Origin of the sequence: Ruegeria sp. R8_1 (assembly GCF_017743815.1) — a bacterium.
Classification (GTDB): domain Bacteria; phylum Pseudomonadota; class Alphaproteobacteria; order Rhodobacterales; family Rhodobacteraceae; genus Ruegeria; species Ruegeria lacuscaerulensis_A.
Genome location: NZ_JAGHRL010000002.1, coordinates 82,777 through 101,852, shown reverse-complemented (window position 1 = coordinate 101,852; position 19,076 = coordinate 82,777). Strand labels below are relative to the sequence as shown.

Annotated in this window: 16 protein-coding genes; 4 read left to right on the top strand and 12 right to left on the bottom strand. The window is 57.7% G+C overall.

What is annotated here, in order from left to right; genetic code table 11:
• Nucleotides 1-18: 18 nt before the first annotated feature.
• The 4 genes from J7380_RS04585 to J7380_RS04570 all read right to left on the bottom strand — a co-directional run bounded on the left by J7380_RS04585 (nucleotide 19) and on the right by J7380_RS04570 (nucleotide 2,656).
• Nucleotides 19-471, bottom strand: a complete 453-nt coding sequence (locus J7380_RS04585; RefSeq protein WP_209194691.1) for a DMT family transporter — start codon at nucleotides 469-471, stop codon at nucleotides 19-21.
• Between the two features lie 64 nt (nucleotides 472-535).
• Nucleotides 536-1,423 (bottom strand): SDR family oxidoreductase, encoded by an 888-nt coding sequence (locus J7380_RS04580; protein WP_209194690.1) that lies wholly within the window; start codon nucleotides 1,421-1,423, stop codon nucleotides 536-538.
• 62 nt (nucleotides 1,424-1,485) lie between these two features.
• Complete coding sequence (locus tag J7380_RS04575; protein ID WP_209194689.1) at nucleotides 1,486-2,199, bottom strand: NAD(P)-binding domain-containing protein; 714 nt, start codon at nucleotides 2,197-2,199, stop codon at nucleotides 1,486-1,488.
• Between the two features lie 28 nt (nucleotides 2,200-2,227).
• Nucleotides 2,228-2,656 (bottom strand): nuclear transport factor 2 family protein, encoded by a 429-nt coding sequence (locus J7380_RS04570; RefSeq protein ID WP_209194688.1) that lies wholly within the window; start codon nucleotides 2,654-2,656, stop codon nucleotides 2,228-2,230.
• Between the two features lie 94 nt (nucleotides 2,657-2,750).
• On the opposite strand from J7380_RS04570, the gene J7380_RS04565 reads away from it, so the two are divergent.
• On the top strand, nucleotides 2,751-3,644 hold the full coding sequence (locus tag J7380_RS04565; RefSeq protein WP_209194687.1) for a LysR family transcriptional regulator: 894 nt from the start codon (nucleotides 2,751-2,753) through the stop codon (nucleotides 3,642-3,644).
• A gap of 474 nt (nucleotides 3,645-4,118) precedes the next feature.
• Here J7380_RS04565 and J7380_RS04560 read toward each other — a convergent pair whose 3' ends face one another.
• The 4 genes from J7380_RS04560 to J7380_RS04545 all read right to left on the bottom strand — a co-directional run bounded on the left by J7380_RS04560 (nucleotide 4,119) and on the right by J7380_RS04545 (nucleotide 11,309).
• Nucleotides 4,119-7,766 carry an autotransporter outer membrane beta-barrel domain-containing protein gene (locus tag J7380_RS04560; RefSeq protein ID WP_209194686.1) on the bottom strand — a complete coding sequence of 1,216 codons (3,648 nt, stop codon included), beginning with the start codon at nucleotides 7,764-7,766 and terminating at the stop codon, nucleotides 4,119-4,121.
• A 5-nt stretch (nucleotides 7,767-7,771) separates the two neighbouring features.
• Entirely contained in the window at nucleotides 7,772-8,935 is a 1,164-nt protein-coding gene (locus tag J7380_RS04555; RefSeq protein ID WP_348539071.1) for a TIGR03032 family protein, read from the bottom strand.
• A gap of 345 nt (nucleotides 8,936-9,280) precedes the next feature.
• Nucleotides 9,281-9,994, bottom strand: coding sequence for a hypothetical protein (locus J7380_RS04550; protein ID WP_209194685.1), 714 nt, complete (start codon nucleotides 9,992-9,994; stop codon nucleotides 9,281-9,283).
• A 487-nt stretch (nucleotides 9,995-10,481) separates the two neighbouring features.
• Complete coding sequence (locus J7380_RS04545; RefSeq protein ID WP_209194684.1) at nucleotides 10,482-11,309, bottom strand: LysR family transcriptional regulator; 828 nt, start codon at nucleotides 11,307-11,309, stop codon at nucleotides 10,482-10,484.
• Nucleotides 11,310-11,312: 3 nt separating this feature from the next.
• On the opposite strand from J7380_RS04545, the gene J7380_RS04540 reads away from it, so the two are divergent.
• The 3 genes from J7380_RS04540 (at nucleotide 11,313) to J7380_RS04530 (ending at nucleotide 13,996) form a co-directional block, all read left to right on the top strand.
• Nucleotides 11,313-12,389 carry an aldo/keto reductase gene (locus tag J7380_RS04540; RefSeq protein ID WP_247742414.1) on the top strand — a complete coding sequence of 359 codons (1,077 nt, stop codon included), beginning with the start codon at nucleotides 11,313-11,315 and terminating at the stop codon, nucleotides 12,387-12,389.
• Nucleotides 12,390-12,578: 189 nt separating this feature from the next.
• Nucleotides 12,579-13,076, top strand: coding sequence for a DinB family protein (locus tag J7380_RS04535; protein ID WP_209194683.1), 498 nt, complete (start codon nucleotides 12,579-12,581; stop codon nucleotides 13,074-13,076).
• A gap of 119 nt (nucleotides 13,077-13,195) precedes the next feature.
• On the top strand, nucleotides 13,196-13,996 hold the full coding sequence (locus J7380_RS04530; RefSeq protein WP_209194682.1) for an endonuclease/exonuclease/phosphatase family protein: 801 nt from the start codon (nucleotides 13,196-13,198) through the stop codon (nucleotides 13,994-13,996).
• A gap of 809 nt (nucleotides 13,997-14,805) precedes the next feature.
• Here J7380_RS04530 and J7380_RS04525 read toward each other — a convergent pair.
• From J7380_RS04525 to J7380_RS04510, 4 genes are read right to left on the bottom strand one after another with little or no spacing between them, the layout of a single operon-like run.
• The gene (locus J7380_RS04525; protein WP_209194681.1) at nucleotides 14,806-15,717 is read right to left on the bottom strand and encodes a glycosyltransferase family 4 protein; all 912 of its coding nucleotides are present in this window, start codon (nucleotides 15,715-15,717) and stop codon (nucleotides 14,806-14,808) included.
• 13 nt (nucleotides 15,718-15,730) lie between these two features.
• Nucleotides 15,731-16,717 (bottom strand): glycosyltransferase family A protein, encoded by a 987-nt coding sequence (locus J7380_RS04520; RefSeq protein ID WP_209194680.1) that lies wholly within the window; start codon nucleotides 16,715-16,717, stop codon nucleotides 15,731-15,733.
• Between the two features lie 20 nt (nucleotides 16,718-16,737).
• On the bottom strand, nucleotides 16,738-17,652 hold the full coding sequence (locus J7380_RS04515) for a glycosyltransferase family 2 protein (RefSeq protein ID WP_209194679.1): 915 nt from the start codon (nucleotides 17,650-17,652) through the stop codon (nucleotides 16,738-16,740).
• Nucleotides 17,649-18,887, bottom strand: a complete 1,239-nt coding sequence (locus J7380_RS04510) for an oligosaccharide flippase family protein (protein WP_209194678.1) — start codon at nucleotides 18,885-18,887, stop codon at nucleotides 17,649-17,651. Before J7380_RS04510 ends, J7380_RS04515 begins: the two co-directional genes overlap by 4 nt.
• Nucleotides 18,888-19,076: the final 189 nt, after the last annotated feature.

Sequence of the window (19,076 nt, the reverse complement as noted above, 5' to 3'; positions counted from 1 at the left end):
CTTTTCTGCTTTGAGTCGCTACGGTGACGGAAAGCGGATGAGAAACACGCCGCCGATCACCAGAGCCGCTCCGATCACACGCTGTGGATTGAGGGTTATCTGCGGATTTCCGAAGGCCCCAAAATGGTCAAGCACAATCGCCATCAGGATTTGACCCGCGATCACCAGAAGCGCCGTTGTCCCAATTCCAAGACGCGGTGTGACGACAACGATCGCCAAGGTGTAAAGCGTCGCGATGAGCCCTCCGAGCCATATGGTTTTGGGCGCTCTGACGAGGTCGCCAAACTCTGGTAGAGGCTGGCGAAGTGCGGCCACGACAATTCCCAGCACGGCGGCCCCAACCAGAAAAATGAACAGTCCCGCGGTAAAGGGGCTTTTCGTCACGGTCCCAAGTTGGGCGTTGAACGCAAGTTGAAACGGCACCAATGCGCCAGTGGCCAGTGCGGCGCCGATCAGCATCGAGTTCTGCATCATTCTCTCCAACAGCTAGGTCCGTTGGTTGACGGCGCCCGAACGCCGCCAACGCTGAGCAAATTCACGCCGCAAGCGGCAGAACAGATTTCATGGCCACCTCAATCGATTTGGGATCGCTTAGAACGCTGGGCAGCAGCTCCTTGGCGTAGGTGCCGGGATACACATCCTCGACCGCTTGCTCGACGGCGTCGAGCGCCTCTCGTGCGACCTCTTGTGTTGTCGCCTTTGGTTCGGGGTAATTCTTGGCCAGCGCGGTATCTACCTGTGCCGGCATTGCCCCAACGACCAAGGTTCCTTGACCGGCAAGTTCTGCCCGGATGCCGCGGGTCATGGATAGTGCTGCCGCTTTTGATGCCGAATAAGACCCGGCCATTGGCATGGTGACCAGCGACAAAAACGAGAGAATATTCAGGACGGCACCGCCTCCATTAGCTTTCAGAATAGGGGCGAAAGCGCGCGTCACGCGAATGGGTCCAAGATAGTTCACGGCCATCTCGGTTTCGGCCGCCTTCAGATCATCTGTCGAAAGGAAGCCTTGGTCGAAAGTCGTTCCGGCATTGTTGACAAGCAAGGTGACGTCCTGCGCGGCTTTGGCCGCAGCCGACACCTGTGCGTCATCGGTGACGTCCAGCGCGAGCACGACGAGCTTGTCGCCATACAGACCGGCCAGGTTGGCCATGCTGTCCGTGTCGCGGACGCCCGCGTAGACCTTGGAGGCTCCGCGTTCAAAAAGTGCTGCGACCAGGGACGTGCCAATGCCGCCATTTGCACCGGTGACGAAGGCAATCGCGTTCTTGATGTTCATCTTGTTTCTCCACTTTTGGCTGTGAAAGGACCTGCCGCGTTGGGCGGGATAGTCCTGTTTCAGGAAGGTGATGGCGGCGCGGGCGAGGATCTCAGGCTCATTGCCTGCGATCCAATACCCCGCGCTTTCTCTGCGTTCTGTCATCAGTGGGCCGTGCCCGCTGGCTTTGCACGGGGAGGCCACGGTAGCCGCCCGGTGCGGTTGCGTCACGCCACCCGCGCGCGGGCGATGGGGCCAGGGTCCGCCTCGACCATGCGGAAGCCGATGCGGATCAGGTCCTCATCGCCATCGAACTCATTGTGAGCGACATGGTGGAGCAGAACGCCGATCTGTTCGAGCTGGCGCGCCGCTGAGATTGGCCCCGCGTTCACGGGTCGGAAACCAGCGTCTTCGATCAGGGTGCGCGTCGCCGTTTTGGCATCCGCGTCGCCGCCGACATAGAAGACGCTCTGCCGATCTCCGAGATTACTCCAGGCAGCAGCTTCTAGAACGGGGGCTGCCATGGTGCTGAATGCTTTTACCACCTGCGAATTCGGCAGTTTGCCTTGAAGCTGCTCTGTCGTGGAGTTCACAGCCATGAACTCGGTGTCATGGTAATGCACGAAGTCTTCCGTGACGCCGAGAGGGTTCATCGTCTCAATCACGGTTTTGCCGTCCAACGCGTCGCCGATCTCTGCAAGCACCGCGTCAAGCCGCGGCCAGTAGACTGAGAAGAGCACCACGTCCCCAAAGGCCGCGGCCTCGCGCAAAGAGCCTGTGCTCACGGATCCGCTATGACCTGCCGCTTCGATGTCGGACAGCACCGGGTCGAGTTTGTGGATCTCGCCATCCTTTGACAGCATGATCTCGTGACCGGCGTTGGCCCAGGCACGCGCGAGGCGTCCGCCGATATTTCCTGCGTTAATGATCCCGATTTTCATCTCTTTTCTCCTTGTACAATGTTCCGGGTTAGGCGGCGCGGCGCGCGTCAGCGACCCCGGCCGTGTTCTCGTAGAACTGGCCGCCGGTGATCCGTGCGTCGCGCATGTCGAACCGAGCGATGAAGTCACTGACGGCGATCTTTGCTGTCTCGCGGTGCCGGAAGACGAACCGGCCCTCGACAAAGACGCTGTCGCCTGCATCGGTGTATTTCCGGGGATCGAACTCCAGCGCTTCAAACTCCGAGAAGAGAAGCGTTGTCAGCTTGATGTAGCCTTCTTTGCCAGCATGCTCGTAGCCGGCCCACGGGATGGAGGCGCGCAAGTCTGCGTTTTCAGCCGTGCCCACGATCCAGCGAAACTCTGGCTGCGCGTAGTTGGCGAATGCCGTGTCGAAGTCTCCTTCGTATTGAGCGCCCAGAAACCCCTTAACGGCAGCGATGTTCTTGGTGTCGGTCATGTCTGTCTCCTTGGTTCATGTCTGCGTTGATGAACCAAAGATGCATCGACACTGCGCCTTGAAAAATAAGCCTTAGCGAGACAGAATGTTGTCTATGGATACAACAATAGAAATTTTGGAACTGCGAACGCTGACCGCCGTGGTGACGAGCGGGACATTCACAGCCGCGGCCGAGGCCCTCGGCACGGACAAGGCCCATGTGAGCCGGATCGTGACGCGTCTTGAAAAAAAGCTTGGCGCGCGGCTTTTGGAACGATCGACCCGTCGCCTCAGCGTCACGGAGATTGGTCGCGAGGTCTTCGAGAGAGCCTCTGGCATCCTTCAGGCGCTTGAGGAGACCAAAAATAGTGTGGCCCAGTCACAGGGGAAACCAACCGGAACCCTGAAGCTGACGGCGGGGCCGGAGTTCGGCGTGCTCGTCGTTAACGCGTGGATCGCACGCTACCTCAGAGAGCACCCGGGTGTCCGTATCGAAGCTGAGTTTTCCAATCGTGTTTCAGACATTATCCACGAAGGCATTGATGTCGCCATCCGGGTTGGCCGCCTTTCCGATTCAGAGCTGTCAGCGCGAAAGCTCGGAGAGGTCGGGTACCACTTCTACGCCAGCCCCAGCTACTTGCGGGAAAACGGCCCGATCACGCTTCTGGAAGACTTGGAACATCACGACAGCGTCGCCTTTACGCCGCGCGGCGCGCCGCACTGGACGGTTTTTCGCGCGCGGGAAAAGCAGACCATCACGCCAAAGCCGAAGTACCAAGTTGACAACAATCAAGCGGCCCTTGGCATGACGATCGAAGGGATGGGGGTTTGCCTTCTTCCGTCGTTCATGGCTGCCACAGCAGTCCGCAACCGCACCTTGGACATCGTGCTGCCCGAATGGCGTCCGTCCCCCGTTCCGGTACACGCCGTATTCCCGTCAACCCGATACCTCGCACCAAAAGTCCGCGCCTTCGTCGATCTTGCCAAGGAGAAGTTTAGCGTCGAGTGATCGGCAGTGCGGGAGCGGCGCTTGACGGCGTTTCCATGTTTTTGGCTCAAGACATCGGTGGTCCAGGGGTCGCCTTAATAGCCATCTAAGAAGTACTTGCATTGCTCGGTGCATCTAAGGCCGGAACGTTGTTGACTCTCGTGCCAGTGACTTCTGTGACCTTCGGTGTGTCGCTGCTGAATGACGTTCCAACGGTCGCTTAGGCGGCGGGTGTTGCATTTGGGCCGCGAGCGGCGAGGCCAAAGGGTAAAAAGAAGAAATCCTGCCTTGCCTCCGAAGATTGGAAGGAGTCCACTCTGTCGGCTTCTGCAAGCGGCTCGTATGGACAAAGCTTCAGAGCATGGCAGCTTGGATTGCAATACTGAGTAGTTCAAAAACACCCAACGCGTGTCTGTGGTTTCGGATCACGATCCGTGACGATTGCCGCAAGACTGTGACCCGCCGTTTCACCGGCGGGTCACGTGTTTTATTTTATCAAAAACGGAATTCGAACCCGATATTGCCGCCAAAGGCGTAGTCGCTGGCATTGCTGCCGAACCCGGTCTCGCCGGTCAGTTCGCCAAACAGCGTGGTGCGCTCGGACAGGGCGACGTTGCCGCCCAGTGTCAGCCCGGCGGTGTTCTTGCCGCGCTCGGTCAGCACGGTGTTTTGGCCAAAGGCTACCGCCGTCTCATTATCGAAGGCGTGGTAGTAATCCACCTGTCCGAACAGAACTGCATTGCCCGTCAGCGTATGCTCGGCACGCAGGCCCAGACGGGCAGTCAGCGTGTCGCCATCCTCCAGCGATCCGGTCTGACCACCACCGGCCAGATCGACCACATTATCGGCATCGATATCGCTGTACATCAACTGCGCCTGTGGCACCAAGGTCAGCCCGTTGGCAAGGGCAAAGGGTTTGCCGACCTCGATCGACAACCCATAGCCGTCACTGTCTGTGTCCACTGATTGCCCGCCATTGGGCCGGGTGGTGCTGTCGAAATCACCATAGCGCATCTGCCCGTCTACATAGAGAAGACTGTCCGCCACCCACAGAGCGCTGAGCGTCACGTCATAGGCATCGGTGCTGATATCGGCCCCGGTCAGCGATGTGGTCACATCGGTGGACAGGCTGCTTATGCCGAATTCCAGACCGCCGATCAGGGTGCCGTTTGACAGCTCGGTCAGGGGCAGCGCAGCGCCAAAGCGCAGGCCGCCGCTGTTGGTTTCGACATCGCGGTCGTCAACGGTATAGCTGTCGCGCCGCCCTTCGCCCTGCACCCAGACCAGCGGGCGGGTGGTGGATGTCAGTTCGTTCAGCGCGCGGCTGACCGTGTTGACGTCGGACGCGCCGCGCTGGGTTGCGCCCATGACACGTTGCAGGGTCGAGCCAAAGGTCAGTTGGTCATTGGCCTGCTGCACGCCCGCGGCAAAGAACGCACCGCCGGGGTTTTCAGTAACATCACCACCATCACCCGTGCCCGGATCAGTGCTGAAAGGCGTCAACACATAAGTACCCGCCGTGGCGTCATAGACCAGCCGATACGCAAGGTCGCCGTCACTGATGGCCTGCGCCCCGTCATTGGTGACGAAATCGGCGTCGACCAGCTGGAAATCACTTTCCGTGCTGTCGCCCGCGACCGTGACCAGCGTGAAAGTCTGTGCGGTGTCGACCGTGCTACCGGCGGCGTCAACGTCCAGCCCCTGAGTGGCCCCGGCGGTGTCGCCATTGACCTGTACTTGGTCGTGGGTACCGGTGGCCAGGTTCACGTCCAGTCCGATCGTGCCCGAACCCGACAGGTCGCCGCCAACGGTCAAACTATCCCCGATGCCGCCATCGGCAAGCGAGATCAGCCCGTCGTTCAGTACACTGCCCCCCAGCGAAATGGTGTTCTGTTCGAGGGACGCATCCAGGAACCGCCCGCTCGCGCCGATTGAGACATCATTGGCAAACGAGAAACCCGTATTCTGCGCCGTGATCGCAGCACCACTATCGACCCGGATCGAGGTGAACCCGTCCAGGTCAGCACTGTTGACCGTCAGATTGCCGCCATCCTGTGCGGTCAGGCTTTCGAAACTGTCGAATTTCTCGGCCTCAAACGCGCCGGTAAAGCCCGAGAAGATCAGCTCATCCTTGTCAAGGAAACCGCCATCAATTCGGCTGACCAGCGAGATGTCCGCGCCGCCTTCGATGGTCACACTATCGTCACCCGACCCAAGCTCGACGCTGCCTGCCAAAGCGGCACCATCGCGCAGGATCAGCGAGGTATCGCCGCCGCCCTCTTCACGGATGGCGAAATCGGTTCTTTCGGATTGTATCTGTGCACCTTCTTGCAGATCGATCACGGTTTGTCCGATTTGACCGAAGGTGTCGATCTGGATGGCAACGCCGGCAAACGGCACCTCACCCAAATTGCCGCCCGTGGTGGATACCTCACCCGAGACCGCAATCTGCTGCGTTCCCGCCACGCTGGTTTCGGTTTTGATCCCGTAGGTCGCGCCGACAACACTGCCGGTGGTGGTGATGGAAACCACCTCGGCACCAGAGCGTGCGTTGATGCCTGCACCCGTAGCACCCTGCACGTCCACGACGTCGATGGTCAGCGCCTCGCCGAACCGGTTTGAGGCGTAAATCCCATCACTTTGGCCGCGAACCAAGCCCGAAGAAGTGATTGACATCCCGGCAGCTCCACCAATCGCCCGAATGCCTTGATCGCCCCCGCCCGAGACATCAGCCACATTCAGGGTCACCGTGCCGCTGCCTTCGCTGAACGCGTCGATGCCCCTGAAATTGCCAGTGACCGGGCCTGACGCGTCAATTGACAGGTCTGTGCTATAACTAGAGTTCTCGGCATAAATCCCGGTCAAATTTCTACTGGTGACGGTCGCCGCCTGAATGGTCAGCGCGCCCGAGCCGCGGTTGTCTGCAGCGATCGCGTTCTGACGGCTCTGAACCATGTCAGTGACTGTGACAGACAAATCCGTGCCGCTGCCAAAGTTTAGTGCGTTAATGCCAACAGAATTTGCGCTGTAGACTGCCGCAGTGTAGATGGTCAGGGTCCCGCTGCCCCGATTAGCCGTAGATATTCCATTATTTAGGGCATTGATGGTCCCGGATGAGGTGATCGAAAACGCGCCGCTTTCTCCGCCACTGTTGGCCGAAATTCCACCGCCACGGTCGCTTGTGATATCGCCCACATTTACGGTCAAATCCCCGCTGCCACCATTGTAAGCGTTGATGCCATCATTGATGCTTGTGATAGCACCTGATGCGGTGATTGACAGGTCTGTGCTGTTAGAGCCGGTGCGCGCACTAATCCCGCCACCGACTGTTGCCGCATCAATGGTTAGCGCGCCCGAACCGTTGTTGAGTGCGCGAATGCCAGTCCTCTGGCCGGTGACGTTCCCCGTAGATGTAATGGATAAATCCGTGCCGTAGTTCGTGGCGAGGATGCCATATGTCGTCGTTCCGGTGACATCTTCAACGTCTATTGTCAGCGCCCCTGAACCGCTGTTAGCCGCATCAATCCCGGTCGTGCCACCTGTGACCGACCCGGTTGTTATCACAGTAATCGCATTGCCGCCGACGTTTCTGGCCGATATGCCCATAACTGAGCCATAGGTGTCATTCGTGGACGAGATCACCACGTCGCCGGTCTGAGTTTGTGCGTATATACCGTTTGTCGTGCCACCGACGGTCCCGTTGGTCCGGATCAACACTCCGGTCTGACCTTGTGCGCCAATGGCAGTGCCATTTCTTGTCAAGATCGTTGAGTCGTTTGCGTCCGTGAATTCGACGCTTTCTCCGCTAAGGTTCAGGCCGTCGCTGGAATCGACAATCAGCCCGAACCCCGGGTTCGTAAAGACGGTCAGCATATCTGCGGCGGTCAAGGTCTGCGTCCTGTCTTGCGCCGGACCTGCCTGTATAGCTGGGCCCGAGCATACGAAAGTGCTGGCGAGTTGTTCGGTACAGCTGCCCGCCTGCGCTGCGCTGCCGCCCAAACTGGCCGCAGCCCCAAGCGCCAAGGTCGAGGCGCAAGACAGCGCCCATCCCATCATCGGCGCAAAGCTGGCGACCTGCCCCTTATGCTTGGTCATCCGACCGCCGCGCAGCACTGCGCCGTATTTCATTTCACCTGTTGTCATGGTTTCTATTCCTGTCCTTCTGATTTTGATGTTTCGTCCGGTTGGTCCGGCTTCGAGACTGTGATTGTGCCGCTCGCCTCGGGTGTGCCCGGGGCGATGGCCAGCGGGCAAAGCTGGCCCGGCAAAAGTTCCAGATCGTAAAGTTCGGCGACGGCCCCATCCAGGCGCAGCCAGTCCACGCAGCTCTTGCTGTCCAGATCGATGATCTGGATGCCGCACCATGGGTCGCTGTCGGCCTTGGTCAGGCGCGCGTCCAGTTCCAGCCCTTCGAACCGCTCATAGCGGGGTTTCGACAGGCCGACGACGGCGTATTTACCCCGTATCGCCAGCCCGCGCGCAAAGCCGGGGCAAAAGACGCGGGGAACAAAGCGGCCCATGCCATTGGCGTCAAACTCGACCTCGCCCAGCTCCCCCCGGCCCGAGTTCAGGACCCACAGTTGCCCGTCGTGCCAACGCGGCGAATGCGGCATCGACAGGCTGGTGCAGACGATCCGGTTGGTCTGAACATCCATGACGATCCCGCCATCGGCACGCCGGTCGCGCCAGCCATCCACCGTGTCGGACCGGCTGACCGCCGTCACATAGCGGGGCTGGCCGTCCTGCATGGCCAGACCGTTCAGGTGGCAACGATCCTCATCCACAAGGGTCGAGATAAAGGGCGGACGCCAGATTTCGCGGAAACTGTGGCGGGGGTCAGGGGTCGCCAGACAATTGAACCGGGTGTTGACAAAAACCGGTCGCCCATCCGCGTCAATGCCCAGATCATGCAGGTCCAGACGCCCGGTAAACTCGCTGCGACGAGGCATGAAGCCCGCGTCGAATATCTGGTTCATCCGCTCATGCGGGTCCAGCACGTTTTGAAGGTGCAAAATCTGGTCATCGGCGGCAATCGACAGGCCATGCGCCCCGTGGCGATGCACCCCCATCGGACGCGGCATCGCCATTTGATGGATATTGAGCCCTCCGTCCGGTTTGACCCCCACCAGATACAGCAGGTTCGACTGATAGGATGAGAACGCCAACCCGGTCCCGAGGCCGGACAGCCGTGTCGCCAGCCCCGCAGACGTCGAGAACTTGACCTCCTGAGTGTCTTTTTCGCCGACATTGTGGTTCAGGGTCAGCGGGTCCTCCGCTGCCGGTGGGTCTTGCTGCTTGTCTTTGATGGTCACGGCTCGCACTTACTGTTTCGCGGCCATCTCCATCGCTGTTTTACCGGGCCTCAAACCCGTTTCGCAGACTGCAAAAACGGGTGCGGCCAAGGGCATTGGCCGCGCTCAGGCACTCAACTTCAAAGTATGACTGCTCGTTTCGTTTTAGCCTTTCGGCGCCCCCTGAAGGACGCTCAGGCTTTTGTTTGTTTGGCTCGCCGAGCATCCAAACTCGGAAACACGGAAACAGAAGACCTTTGCACCGGCGCGCCTGATTTGTGACTAGCAGCGCCGATTGGTTTTCATCAGCAGGATACCTGGGGGATCGTGGAATTTTCGCGGATCAGGGTGGGGGATCGTGGAATCCTACGGCTGAAACGTCATCATTTTGGATGCAATGCGCCATTCTTTCATGGTGACCGCACGCCACGACCAAATGAACTGAAAAAAGCTGTACCGCCGACCGGCACGCGTCATGACATATCTGCCATCCCGGCGTTCGATGATCTTGTCTTCGACCAGCTTTGAAAATTGCTTGTGTATGACGCTATAAGAGAACCCGGTGCGGTTGGCGGTGTCCCGTATCGTCGCCCCTTTGGGGCCGGCCTCCCATTCAATCACCACATAAGCGGCAATGTACGAGAACTCCATCTTCACAAGGCGCGCAGTCCGGTCCAAGGATAGAAGGAACATCAGGTAGTTACGCCAGGAACGATCGCCGCTGGTTGCTTTGAAAAACGTATAGAGGAATTTGCGAATATCCGGACGAATGTTGCGCTGCCACAGCCGCATTCTTCGCATGAACATGACCTGGCCGTGTCTGGTCAGGGTGATCCCAGTTCCAGTTCGCTCATACTCGCCGTTTTTCAGACCGCGATTCATATGATCACGGATAATCGCCCGATCCATCCGTGACGCATGAGCCAGGCTTGAGATCGTCCAGGGCGCATCAGAAAAAACCTTGAGGTAGATTTCAATGATACACTTGTTGCGCGAAAACCCAGCGCGGGTCAGGGCAGAGATAAGTTCAAGGCCGATCAACTCTAGCCGATGCCTGCGTACGGTATTCTCAAAGTCCAAGTTAAGTATCTGGCCCCGGCACGTTTTATTATTACTGTATGTTCAAACCGCTTTAGCGTTACCCGAGAGGGTCCGAGTCAATGTCTATCAAGTGTTTTTTACAGATTGCAAAGTGTCGTAGGCGAATTCACTACCTTTTGATGACAGGTATGACCGATGGCAATGTAAACGTGTATGGAATTATCTCCGTTTGGATTGTCGAACCACGTTTGAACGGTCGCTGTTGTGGCACTTGCCGTAGCGCGATGGAAACAATGCTGCATTAGTGAGCGGATGTTGCGCCAGCGAAGACGGAGGTTTGAATGACGCTAAAGTCCCGTGATCTGTGAATTCGTATGACGGTTCGTTTTGTTCGTGCAGTGAATGGCCGGTTTGGTGGGCCGCACTGCAGCGATGGGGGTCCTTGATCAACGGCAGGTTAGGGCCGCTTGCCTCACTTGATCTGCGAGAATTTGCTGAGCAATGCTACGGTTTGTTTATAGTATTCTCAGGTGCGAGCACAAACCATCTTCAGGAGCGCATGAGTCCGATCTATGACGCTACGGACCTCGGGAAGAAATCTGTCATCGTGGTGCGAGACGAGCCATTGGTCATGGGCCAAATCATCGATATGGTCTGATATACGCGTTAGCGCGGGCTCGGCTTCGCCAACAAAGGTCGGCAGGACGGCCCGGGCAAGACCAGCGTTTGCAAGATCGAGAGCGTTTCGCGGGGCAGTCACTTCAATCGAGTTTGCGGAATCGGAGTTCTCCTTTACCCATGCCGCCGACGGCGTTTTGGACAGGACGTGCGCCCACGTCGAAACACATTCGTCCGTCGCATACACAGCAAATTGCACCCGCCCGATTTTCCGACCGGCCAAACCGACGCTCTCTGGCCGGTGGTTGCGCACACCGATAACCGCTTCTCGATGTCCGATATCCGTCAGGTCTTCGGATGAGATGAAGCGCAGTCGAACAGGAGTTGAGCCGATGATGTCATCGATCGCGGCAATCAATACGCTGGTGACCCAGGTGCCTGCAGAGATTTTCACCAAGGGGCGGGCCTTGGACTGAGGCCTTTCTGCCATCGGCAAAATACTGGCCTCGATCCCTTTTACCTTCGCGTACAAGGCCGAACCTTCTTCCGTCAATTCGTACCCACGTGGCTTCCGCAGAAACAGCTCGACCCCAAGGCCACGCTCAAGTTCGATCATCCTCCGACCAAGCGTAGGTGCGCTTTTCCCAGTTAGTTTCGCCGCAGGGCCCAGACCACCCGCCCGAGCAACTGCCAAAAACAGTCTGAGGTTGTCCCAATCAAAGTCAATTTCATCCATGAAATGATGATTACATTTTGTGTTGTTGATGAAAATGCGGCAATCGGGTCATTTCCTGATCATCGTTTTGATTATGATACTGGAGAACAAGCTATGCAGTTTCTTGACACTGAAATCGCTCCGCTTGGGATGGGATGCTGGCCAATTGGCGGTGCAATGTATTCGGGCGATCAATCGCTCGGCTATACCAGGGCGGATGACAGCGTCTCAATCCGAACGATACACGCGGCGCTGGATGGCGGAATCACTCTGTTCGACACTGCCGCGGCATACGGGGCGGGACACTCCGAACGACTGCTGGCCCGCGCGCTAAAAAACCGTCCCGAAGCCCTGATTGCCACAAAAATCGGCCATGGCATCGATGAGGCAAGCAAGCAGATCACGTTTAGAGACTTCTTGCCCAGCATGGTCGCCCCTGCGGTAGAGGGGTGCTTGACGCGGTTAGAACGCGACCGGCTGGACCTCCTCCTGCTGCACGTCAACGAGATGCCGATATCTCAGGCGGAGGCGGTGTTTGATGAACTGGACCGGCTGATAAGCGCAGGCAAATTGCGCGCATATGGTTGGAGCACGGACTACTCTGAACGTGCTTCAGCGCTGTCGACCAAACAAAACTTCAAAGCGGTCGAGTATGCTATGAATGTCTTCTTCGACGCGCCCAGAATGCAGAAGGTAGCCCAAGACGCAGGTTTGCTGTCCTTGATCCGCTCACCCTTGGCGATGGGCGTACTGAGCGGAAAGTACGATGCGCAAACGGTCTTGCCGTCAGATGACGTTCGTGCCTCCCGTGAAGACTGGATGGAATACTACCGGAATGGTGCGGCTAACCCAGCCTTACTCGAGACCCTGGACGCGATCCGCCATTTGCTGACAACAGATGGTCGCACGCTTGTGCAAGGGGCGCTCTCCTGGCTGTGGGGAAAGTCGGTAGTCAACGTTCCGGTTCCGGGAGCCCGCACTGAAGACCAGATTCAAGGCATCGCAGAAGCGTTGCATTTCGGAGCTCTTCCAATTGAGGTCATGGAGGAAATTGAAACACTGATCGAGCGGGACGAAACGGAACCTGACCGGCCGAGATGACTTTACAGTCTACGCTCGATCATGCGATGCTCAAAGTCCAGTAGATGGCGGCGCGTGATGTTTTCCTTCGATCGTTTCGCTGCAGATCAAGCATGTGCCTTGGCATAACTTGATCACCACTGGATAAAGGACGCCAACTTGTTGGTGTCCCCCTGCCATCCCCATATTTGATCTAAGGAGACTGAGAGCATGATCTCAGCTGAATATTGCCGCCTTTTGGCCCGCTACAATGCTTGGCAAAACACGTCCCTGGTAACTGCTGCGAATGGATTGACCAGTGCACAGCGCCGACAAGATCGTGGCGCGTTTTTTCAATCAACGGCCGCCACGCTCAACCATCTCTATTGGGCAGATGCCTTGATACTGGAGCGTTTAAAAGGCAACGAGAGGCCTGAGGAAACGATCATTCATTCACTGATCGAACCATCTGATTGGACGGAATTCAAAGCTCTGCGCTCAGAGCGAGATACAGACATATCAGCATGGGCGGCCGGGTTGGACGATACAGATTTCATCGGAACGCTTGTCTGGTACCCAGGCGATGGGTCCAGCCGCATGGAGGTACCAAAAGCGCTGTGTGCAGCGGAGCTTTTCAACCATCAAACGCACCACCGTGGTCAGGTCCATGCCATGTTGACAGCTGCTGGCGCACATCCTGAGCCAACCAATCTTTCGGTTTTGCCTTAAGACTGAGGTTTCAGGGGCGTTCTGGCCGTTTTGGCGAAACTGTCAGCCGTTGCGTAGCGAGCCTGGACGATCATGCAAACGTTTCGAAGGCGTTTGACAGTATGGAGATATCTTAGCGAATGAAACTAATGTGTCTGAACGGCTGGGGCGGAACACTCCATGAAAAATTATTGCCTTACCTTGGTGAAACATCCCCTGACATTTTGTGCTTGCAAGAGATCGTACATAGCCCCGCATCGGAAAAGGGCTGGCTGACTTATCGCGACGGCGATCACATCCTTCCACAGCGCGCCAACCTCTTTCGCGACGTCGTCGATGTGTTGCCGGAGCACACCGCGATCTTTTGCCCGGCGGCACAAGGAGTGCTTTGGGACGACGATGAGCCGATCCCATCCCAATGGGGTCTCGCAACCTTCGTGCATCACTCACTTCCAATTATCGGACAAGTCCAAGACTTTGTTCACAAGGACTACTCACCCATAGGCTATGGCGATCATCCCCGTTCGCGCAGTGCACATGGGGTGCGCGTTTGGGACTATGAGACTAACTGGGCTATTGCCGTTTTACACATGCATGGTTTGCGCGACCTGAACGGAAAAATGGATACAATCGAACGTACGGATCAGGCGCAAAAGCTGCTTGATCTTTACCGGCAACTCGCGAAAGCGGGTGACCTGGCAATCATTTGCGGCGACTTCAATGTCGAACCCAGCAGCGAAACGCTGTCGATACTAACTAGTGCCGGCATGACTGAACTTGTGACGAGCCGAGGGTACGAAAGCACGCGCAACTCTCTGTACAAAAAGCCGGGACGCTTTGCCGACTACATGATGATTAATCGCGAAGATGCCGTGAAAAGCTTCGATGTGATCTATGATCCCGAAGTGTCGGATCATTGTCCGTTGATCCTTAAAGTGTAGCGACATTGAATAAAGCGGAGCGGCTGCCAAGGCGAGTCAAATGCCAATTTGCCCACCACTCACCTAAGCCCGCACCGAGCGGCAGCTTCGGCGGGCCGCACCACAGCGACGAAAAGTTGAGGTCGATGCCTGCTTTAGCGCCCAACTCGTCGCGCAAATGCCGACGGTAGCCAAGGATGCCGTCTTTCGAAAGCGGTGTGATGGAGATGGGTCATGCTGAACTCCTTTGGTGGGGTTCAGTCAATTCAGCACACGGCGGTCAGCGGGCCGAATTCGGCTAGATGAGCGGTAAAGATAATGGGGACCCATTATCGTATCCTCAACCAGTCCAAGCCTTGAGTTGGATTTGAAGGTCTGCTCTAGGGAAGCTGCAATGCAGCATCGAGCCGCACACCCAGCGTCCGCTTTGGGCCGCAATTGGCAGATAACAGACTACACAAAAGATCGAACAGTTGCGAGTTACAGCGACTGATCTGGGGTCCTGGATCTCACCCGTTGATAAAAGAAAATTGACTTGGGGTGCTATCTTATGTCGAGCGTCCACCGATTATCTGGTCCAACTATGACGGTTGAGCCAGGCAGGTGTGACGTTCAACAAGATATGTTGAACGTTACTGATATTTGACCCAATCGACAGCCAAAACCTCAATAAATCTGCAATTCGCGTCATCCATTTCTGGCCCAAACGTCAAGCATTTCTGACCCAATAGCGGTTGCGGCTATTCATTGACGTTGCGGCTAGGGTCTGTTGAGGGCCCGTACTTGCCATGCCTCAGCCACAACGTGAACATCGCACAACAAGCACGGGGTCAGCTGCGCGTCGCGGCAATGGCAGGTCGCAAGCACTCGTCAATGGCACTTTGCCAAGAGGCCGAGTCCTGATCACAGAATGATACGCGCGCATCGCCTTCTCGGTCACCCAGCCCATCAACTTTACTGGCGATGATCGCGCGCCCTGCGGCAAGGGCTTCGTCCAGCACAAGTCCGTAGGCCTCCCACCGTGACGGAATTGCGACGATATCAACAGCTTGATAGGCATCTGCCGGGTCTTCGGCGTGGCCGCGAAATTCAATACGTGGATCACCCTTTGCCAACTCCTCTAGGTGTGACCGCTGACTGCCTTCGCCAAAGATCAGCAGGCGGGCCTCGGGGATATGGGTTGACCGAAAGCCCCGGATCAAGATGTCGAACCCCTTCTGCCGCTCCAGTCGCCCGATGGCACCAATTGTGGTTTTTGACTTGGGAGGCATCGTCTTTTGCGACAATTCCTCAAGATCAACGATCGGAGGAATGACGGTTAGCTTTTCCGAAGCGGCCAGACGGCGTTCTTTCATCCAGTCCGACTGCGCGTGGCTGACCGCGACCACCTGATCAAAGAAGGAATAGATCACCCGCAGCATCGCAAAGAACCGGCGTTTATGTGGGACGTTCAAAGTGGTGAATGCCCGGGTGTAACTGTGCTCGACATGTACCAGTCGCGTATCCAGATGCATCGCGCGCAGGGCCGAGAACGCGGGCAGGCTTCTCCAACTTGGCACGACGTGGGACACGATGACATCCGCATTCAGGTTTCCCCACGAAAACGCGGTCCGTTTGACCTTCAGCACCTTTTGTTCAACCGCACCGGACAAGTCTGACTGCGCCAAAAGATGGTCGAGCATTCGCATTACGCCGCCCGCTGTCATGTCATCTACAAGATGGAGGATCTTTTTCCGTGTCATGATGATGCCTCTCTCAAATCGATTGCAGTTTGGATTTCATTTGCCCCAGCCGGGAGATCGGGCCGGGCCCAATCGTTTTCAGCACAAGGGCTGCGGCGAAAGTGCTGAACGATTTCATAGGTTCCTCCAACACCGGGCGGAGGCTTTCCTGGACGCTTCGCGCAAACAACTCCCAAGCTGTGTCCCGGTCGTGGTTGGTGACGGCCCGCCGCGCCAGATAGCGCAGCTGATAAGCGCGGGCCGAGGGTTCGTGCTGGGCGAAGAATTCAGGGTTAAACGGACGTAGTTTTGCGACCATCCGCTCCCACGCCTCTAGCTGGCGATCCAAAGCCGCCGAAAGCCCGCCTGCATTGATCCGGTAGTGGGTCAGCAGCCCCGAAACACCTTCGATCTGCCAATCGGTCGTCAACATCAGCCGCATCCAGCATTCGATATCTTCGGACTGCCGGAAGGTCTCATCAAAGACCCAATCCCGCTCGGCCTCAAAACTCGGGCGGTAGGCCAGAGCCTCCAGCACCGTCTTTCGAATGACAGCCGCCGATCCGTTACCGATTGGGTTGCGGTTCAGAACATGGGCTGCGGTCACGTCCTTCAGACGGGGTGCTTGCTTGATCCCCATCATGCACCCCGCCTCGTCGATCAAGGCACTGCCGGAATAACTAATCCCCACATCCGGTTCGGCCATGAGATGGTGGATGTGGGCCGCCAGCTTTTCGGGCATCCACAGATCGTCGGCGTCGCAAAAGCCGATGAACGCACCTCGCGCGACGGCGATACCGGTATTTCTGGCCCCAGCCAGCCCACGGTTGGCTTGCCCTACAAGTCGTACGCGTAGATCGCTTTGGTACTTGCGGGCGACCTCGGCGGTCGAGTCCTGCGATCCATCGTCGACGATGATGATTTCGAAATCGTCAAAGGTTTGCGCCTGCAGTGATGCGAGCGTTTCGGCCAAAGTTGCTGCCGCGTTGTAGGCAGGTACGACAATGGATGCTGTGGGCATGGTGATCTCCTTCGGTATTCTCATGAAAACAAAGCGCTTTTGAGTGCTTGCGGCAGGATCGGGGCCAGCGCGGCCCCTGCTGCGGTGGGCAGACCTCGGCGCAGGGGCAGCAGGAAACTGCGCGCATCCAGACTCAAACCGTTGCGTGTGTAAAACAGGGCCTGATCTTGATGCCCCAGCCGCAATGCCCGACGCGCGAGATAACGCAAATAGACGGCCTCGGACGATCGGGACGGGAACACACCATAAGACGCAGCCGTTTTGACCGCATAGGCCCGCCCAAAGCGCATTGCGGCCAAATCCGAAGACAATCCCCCGGCGCTGGTGCGATACCAGACCTGAAAATGATTGACCCCTTTGATCGTGAACTCTTCGCCTGCGAGGCGGATCAACAGCTCCAGGTCTTCGTTATGAACCGTTCTAGTGTCCAAACCGCCCACTGCGTTGAAGACCTCACGACGGATCGAAAGATTTGACATGGTGCAGACCGGGTTCTCAGCCAACAGGTCCTGAATGGTCAGGGGCGCGCCAGGAACGGCCGAGTATGTCTGAGAATCTCCGGGCAGATCGGCAAAGAACCGTATCTGTCCGAAAACCGCGTCCGTAGAGGAAGGTTGGAAGGCATCGTTTAGTTGCGCCAGCTTGTCCTTGTGCCACAAGTCATCCGCGTCGCAGAACGCCAGTATGTCACCCTTGGCCAGTTCCGCCCCATAGTTACGCGCGGCACTTGGGCCATCGAAGGGGCTGCTCGCGACCTGGATGCGCGAATCTTGCGCGATGTGATCCAGTACGATGGACAAGCACGCGATTGAGGGACGGTCGCCGACGCAGATCGCCTCCCAATCCTTGAAGCTTTGTGCGCGAATGCTGGTCAGCGTGTCGGCAATTGTATCCGCGTCGGTGTGAAACGGCACGATGATGGTAAAGCGGGTCATTGGTAGCCGAGCCTTTCTGTTGTTTGGTGATCCCGTGGCAGCAGCAACCAAGAGGCTGTCAGCATCAGAGCAGCACTCGTCAGCAAGTATCCGGTCGCCACCGGCATCAGCCCGAACGGCGCCATGATCGCGGTGTTGAGGATCAGTGCGAAGGCCAAGGCCGCGCTGACCCGCAACTCGGTAATCGCGCGATTTTCGGACCGCAGCCAACCTGCAACGGCGGACCAGATGACACTGGGCAATGCGGCAAGGCACAAGACCGAGACCACCGGTGAAATCTGCTGCCACTCGGGCCCCAGCAGCAACGGCACATAGACCGGCGCAAGGGCGGCTTGCAGTAGAACCAGCGGGCTCAGCACCAGGAGGGACGTGCCGAGCCCGTGACGCAGCGCCTTGGTTTTGTTCGGGGCTGCGCACAGATGTGGGAAAAGAACGACTGAAAAGGCCTGCGTAAACGATGTCGCCAAGCCAAGCCCGGCGTTGAAGGCCATGAAGTAGATACCAAGGCTCTCAGCCCCCAGCATCACGCCGACCACAAGCTTGTCAGCCTGCAGACGCAGAACTTTGACAACCTCAACCCCCAGTACAGCCCAGCCGAAGCCAACAAAGGGGCGAAGGGCGGCAAACCCTTGTTTGGCGTTAGGTGCCCAGGAACGCAGGCGGCGCATCAGGACCAGCCAGATCGGCGCCGCCAGCAAACGGGGCAGTACCAAAGCCAGCGGCGAGGCCCAGAGCAGCGCCAGTAGCGCCGCCATGACATTCGCACCAATTACCTGGCCACCGGCAATGGCGGCGGTCTGTTGCAGCTTGCCTTCGCGCATCGCAAGCGCGGCCTGCACCAGACCGGCGGGCATGAACAGATACTCTCCGGCCAGTATGGCGAGCAGCAGCGCCAGGGTCTGGTGCCCCATCACATAGAGGAAGGCAGCGATAGCCAGTTGCAACAAAAACAGCGCCCCGCACCAGACCCAGAAAATACGATGCGCGGTGTTGCAGCGCTGCTGCAGCTCGGCATGCGGGGCTTGGATAATCCTCTGCCCCGCGCCGTTCTCGGTCAGCGCCTTCAAAATATCCCCAGCCGCGAGGGCAGCAGCGGCCAGACCGATCGCTTCGGTGCTTAGGCTGCGGGCCACGACCACAACTACCAAAAGACGCGAGGCTTTTGCCGCCACTTCGGATGCCGCATAAGCCAGCAGGTGCCGCAAGAAACCGGAATGTGCCAATCGCTGAGTCATGTCGCCAAATGTCCAAAACAGTGTTGACAACAGTTCTAAATGGCCGCGACATCCCCGTCCCGGACGCGGGCGGACAGCCGGACGTACCATCCGGCGAGCGACCTATCCGAATGGGATAAACGGCAATCCTGATGCCGGTCTGACGCAGATCAAGACACTGCTGTAGCTGTGGATGCAGTTCAGGAGAGT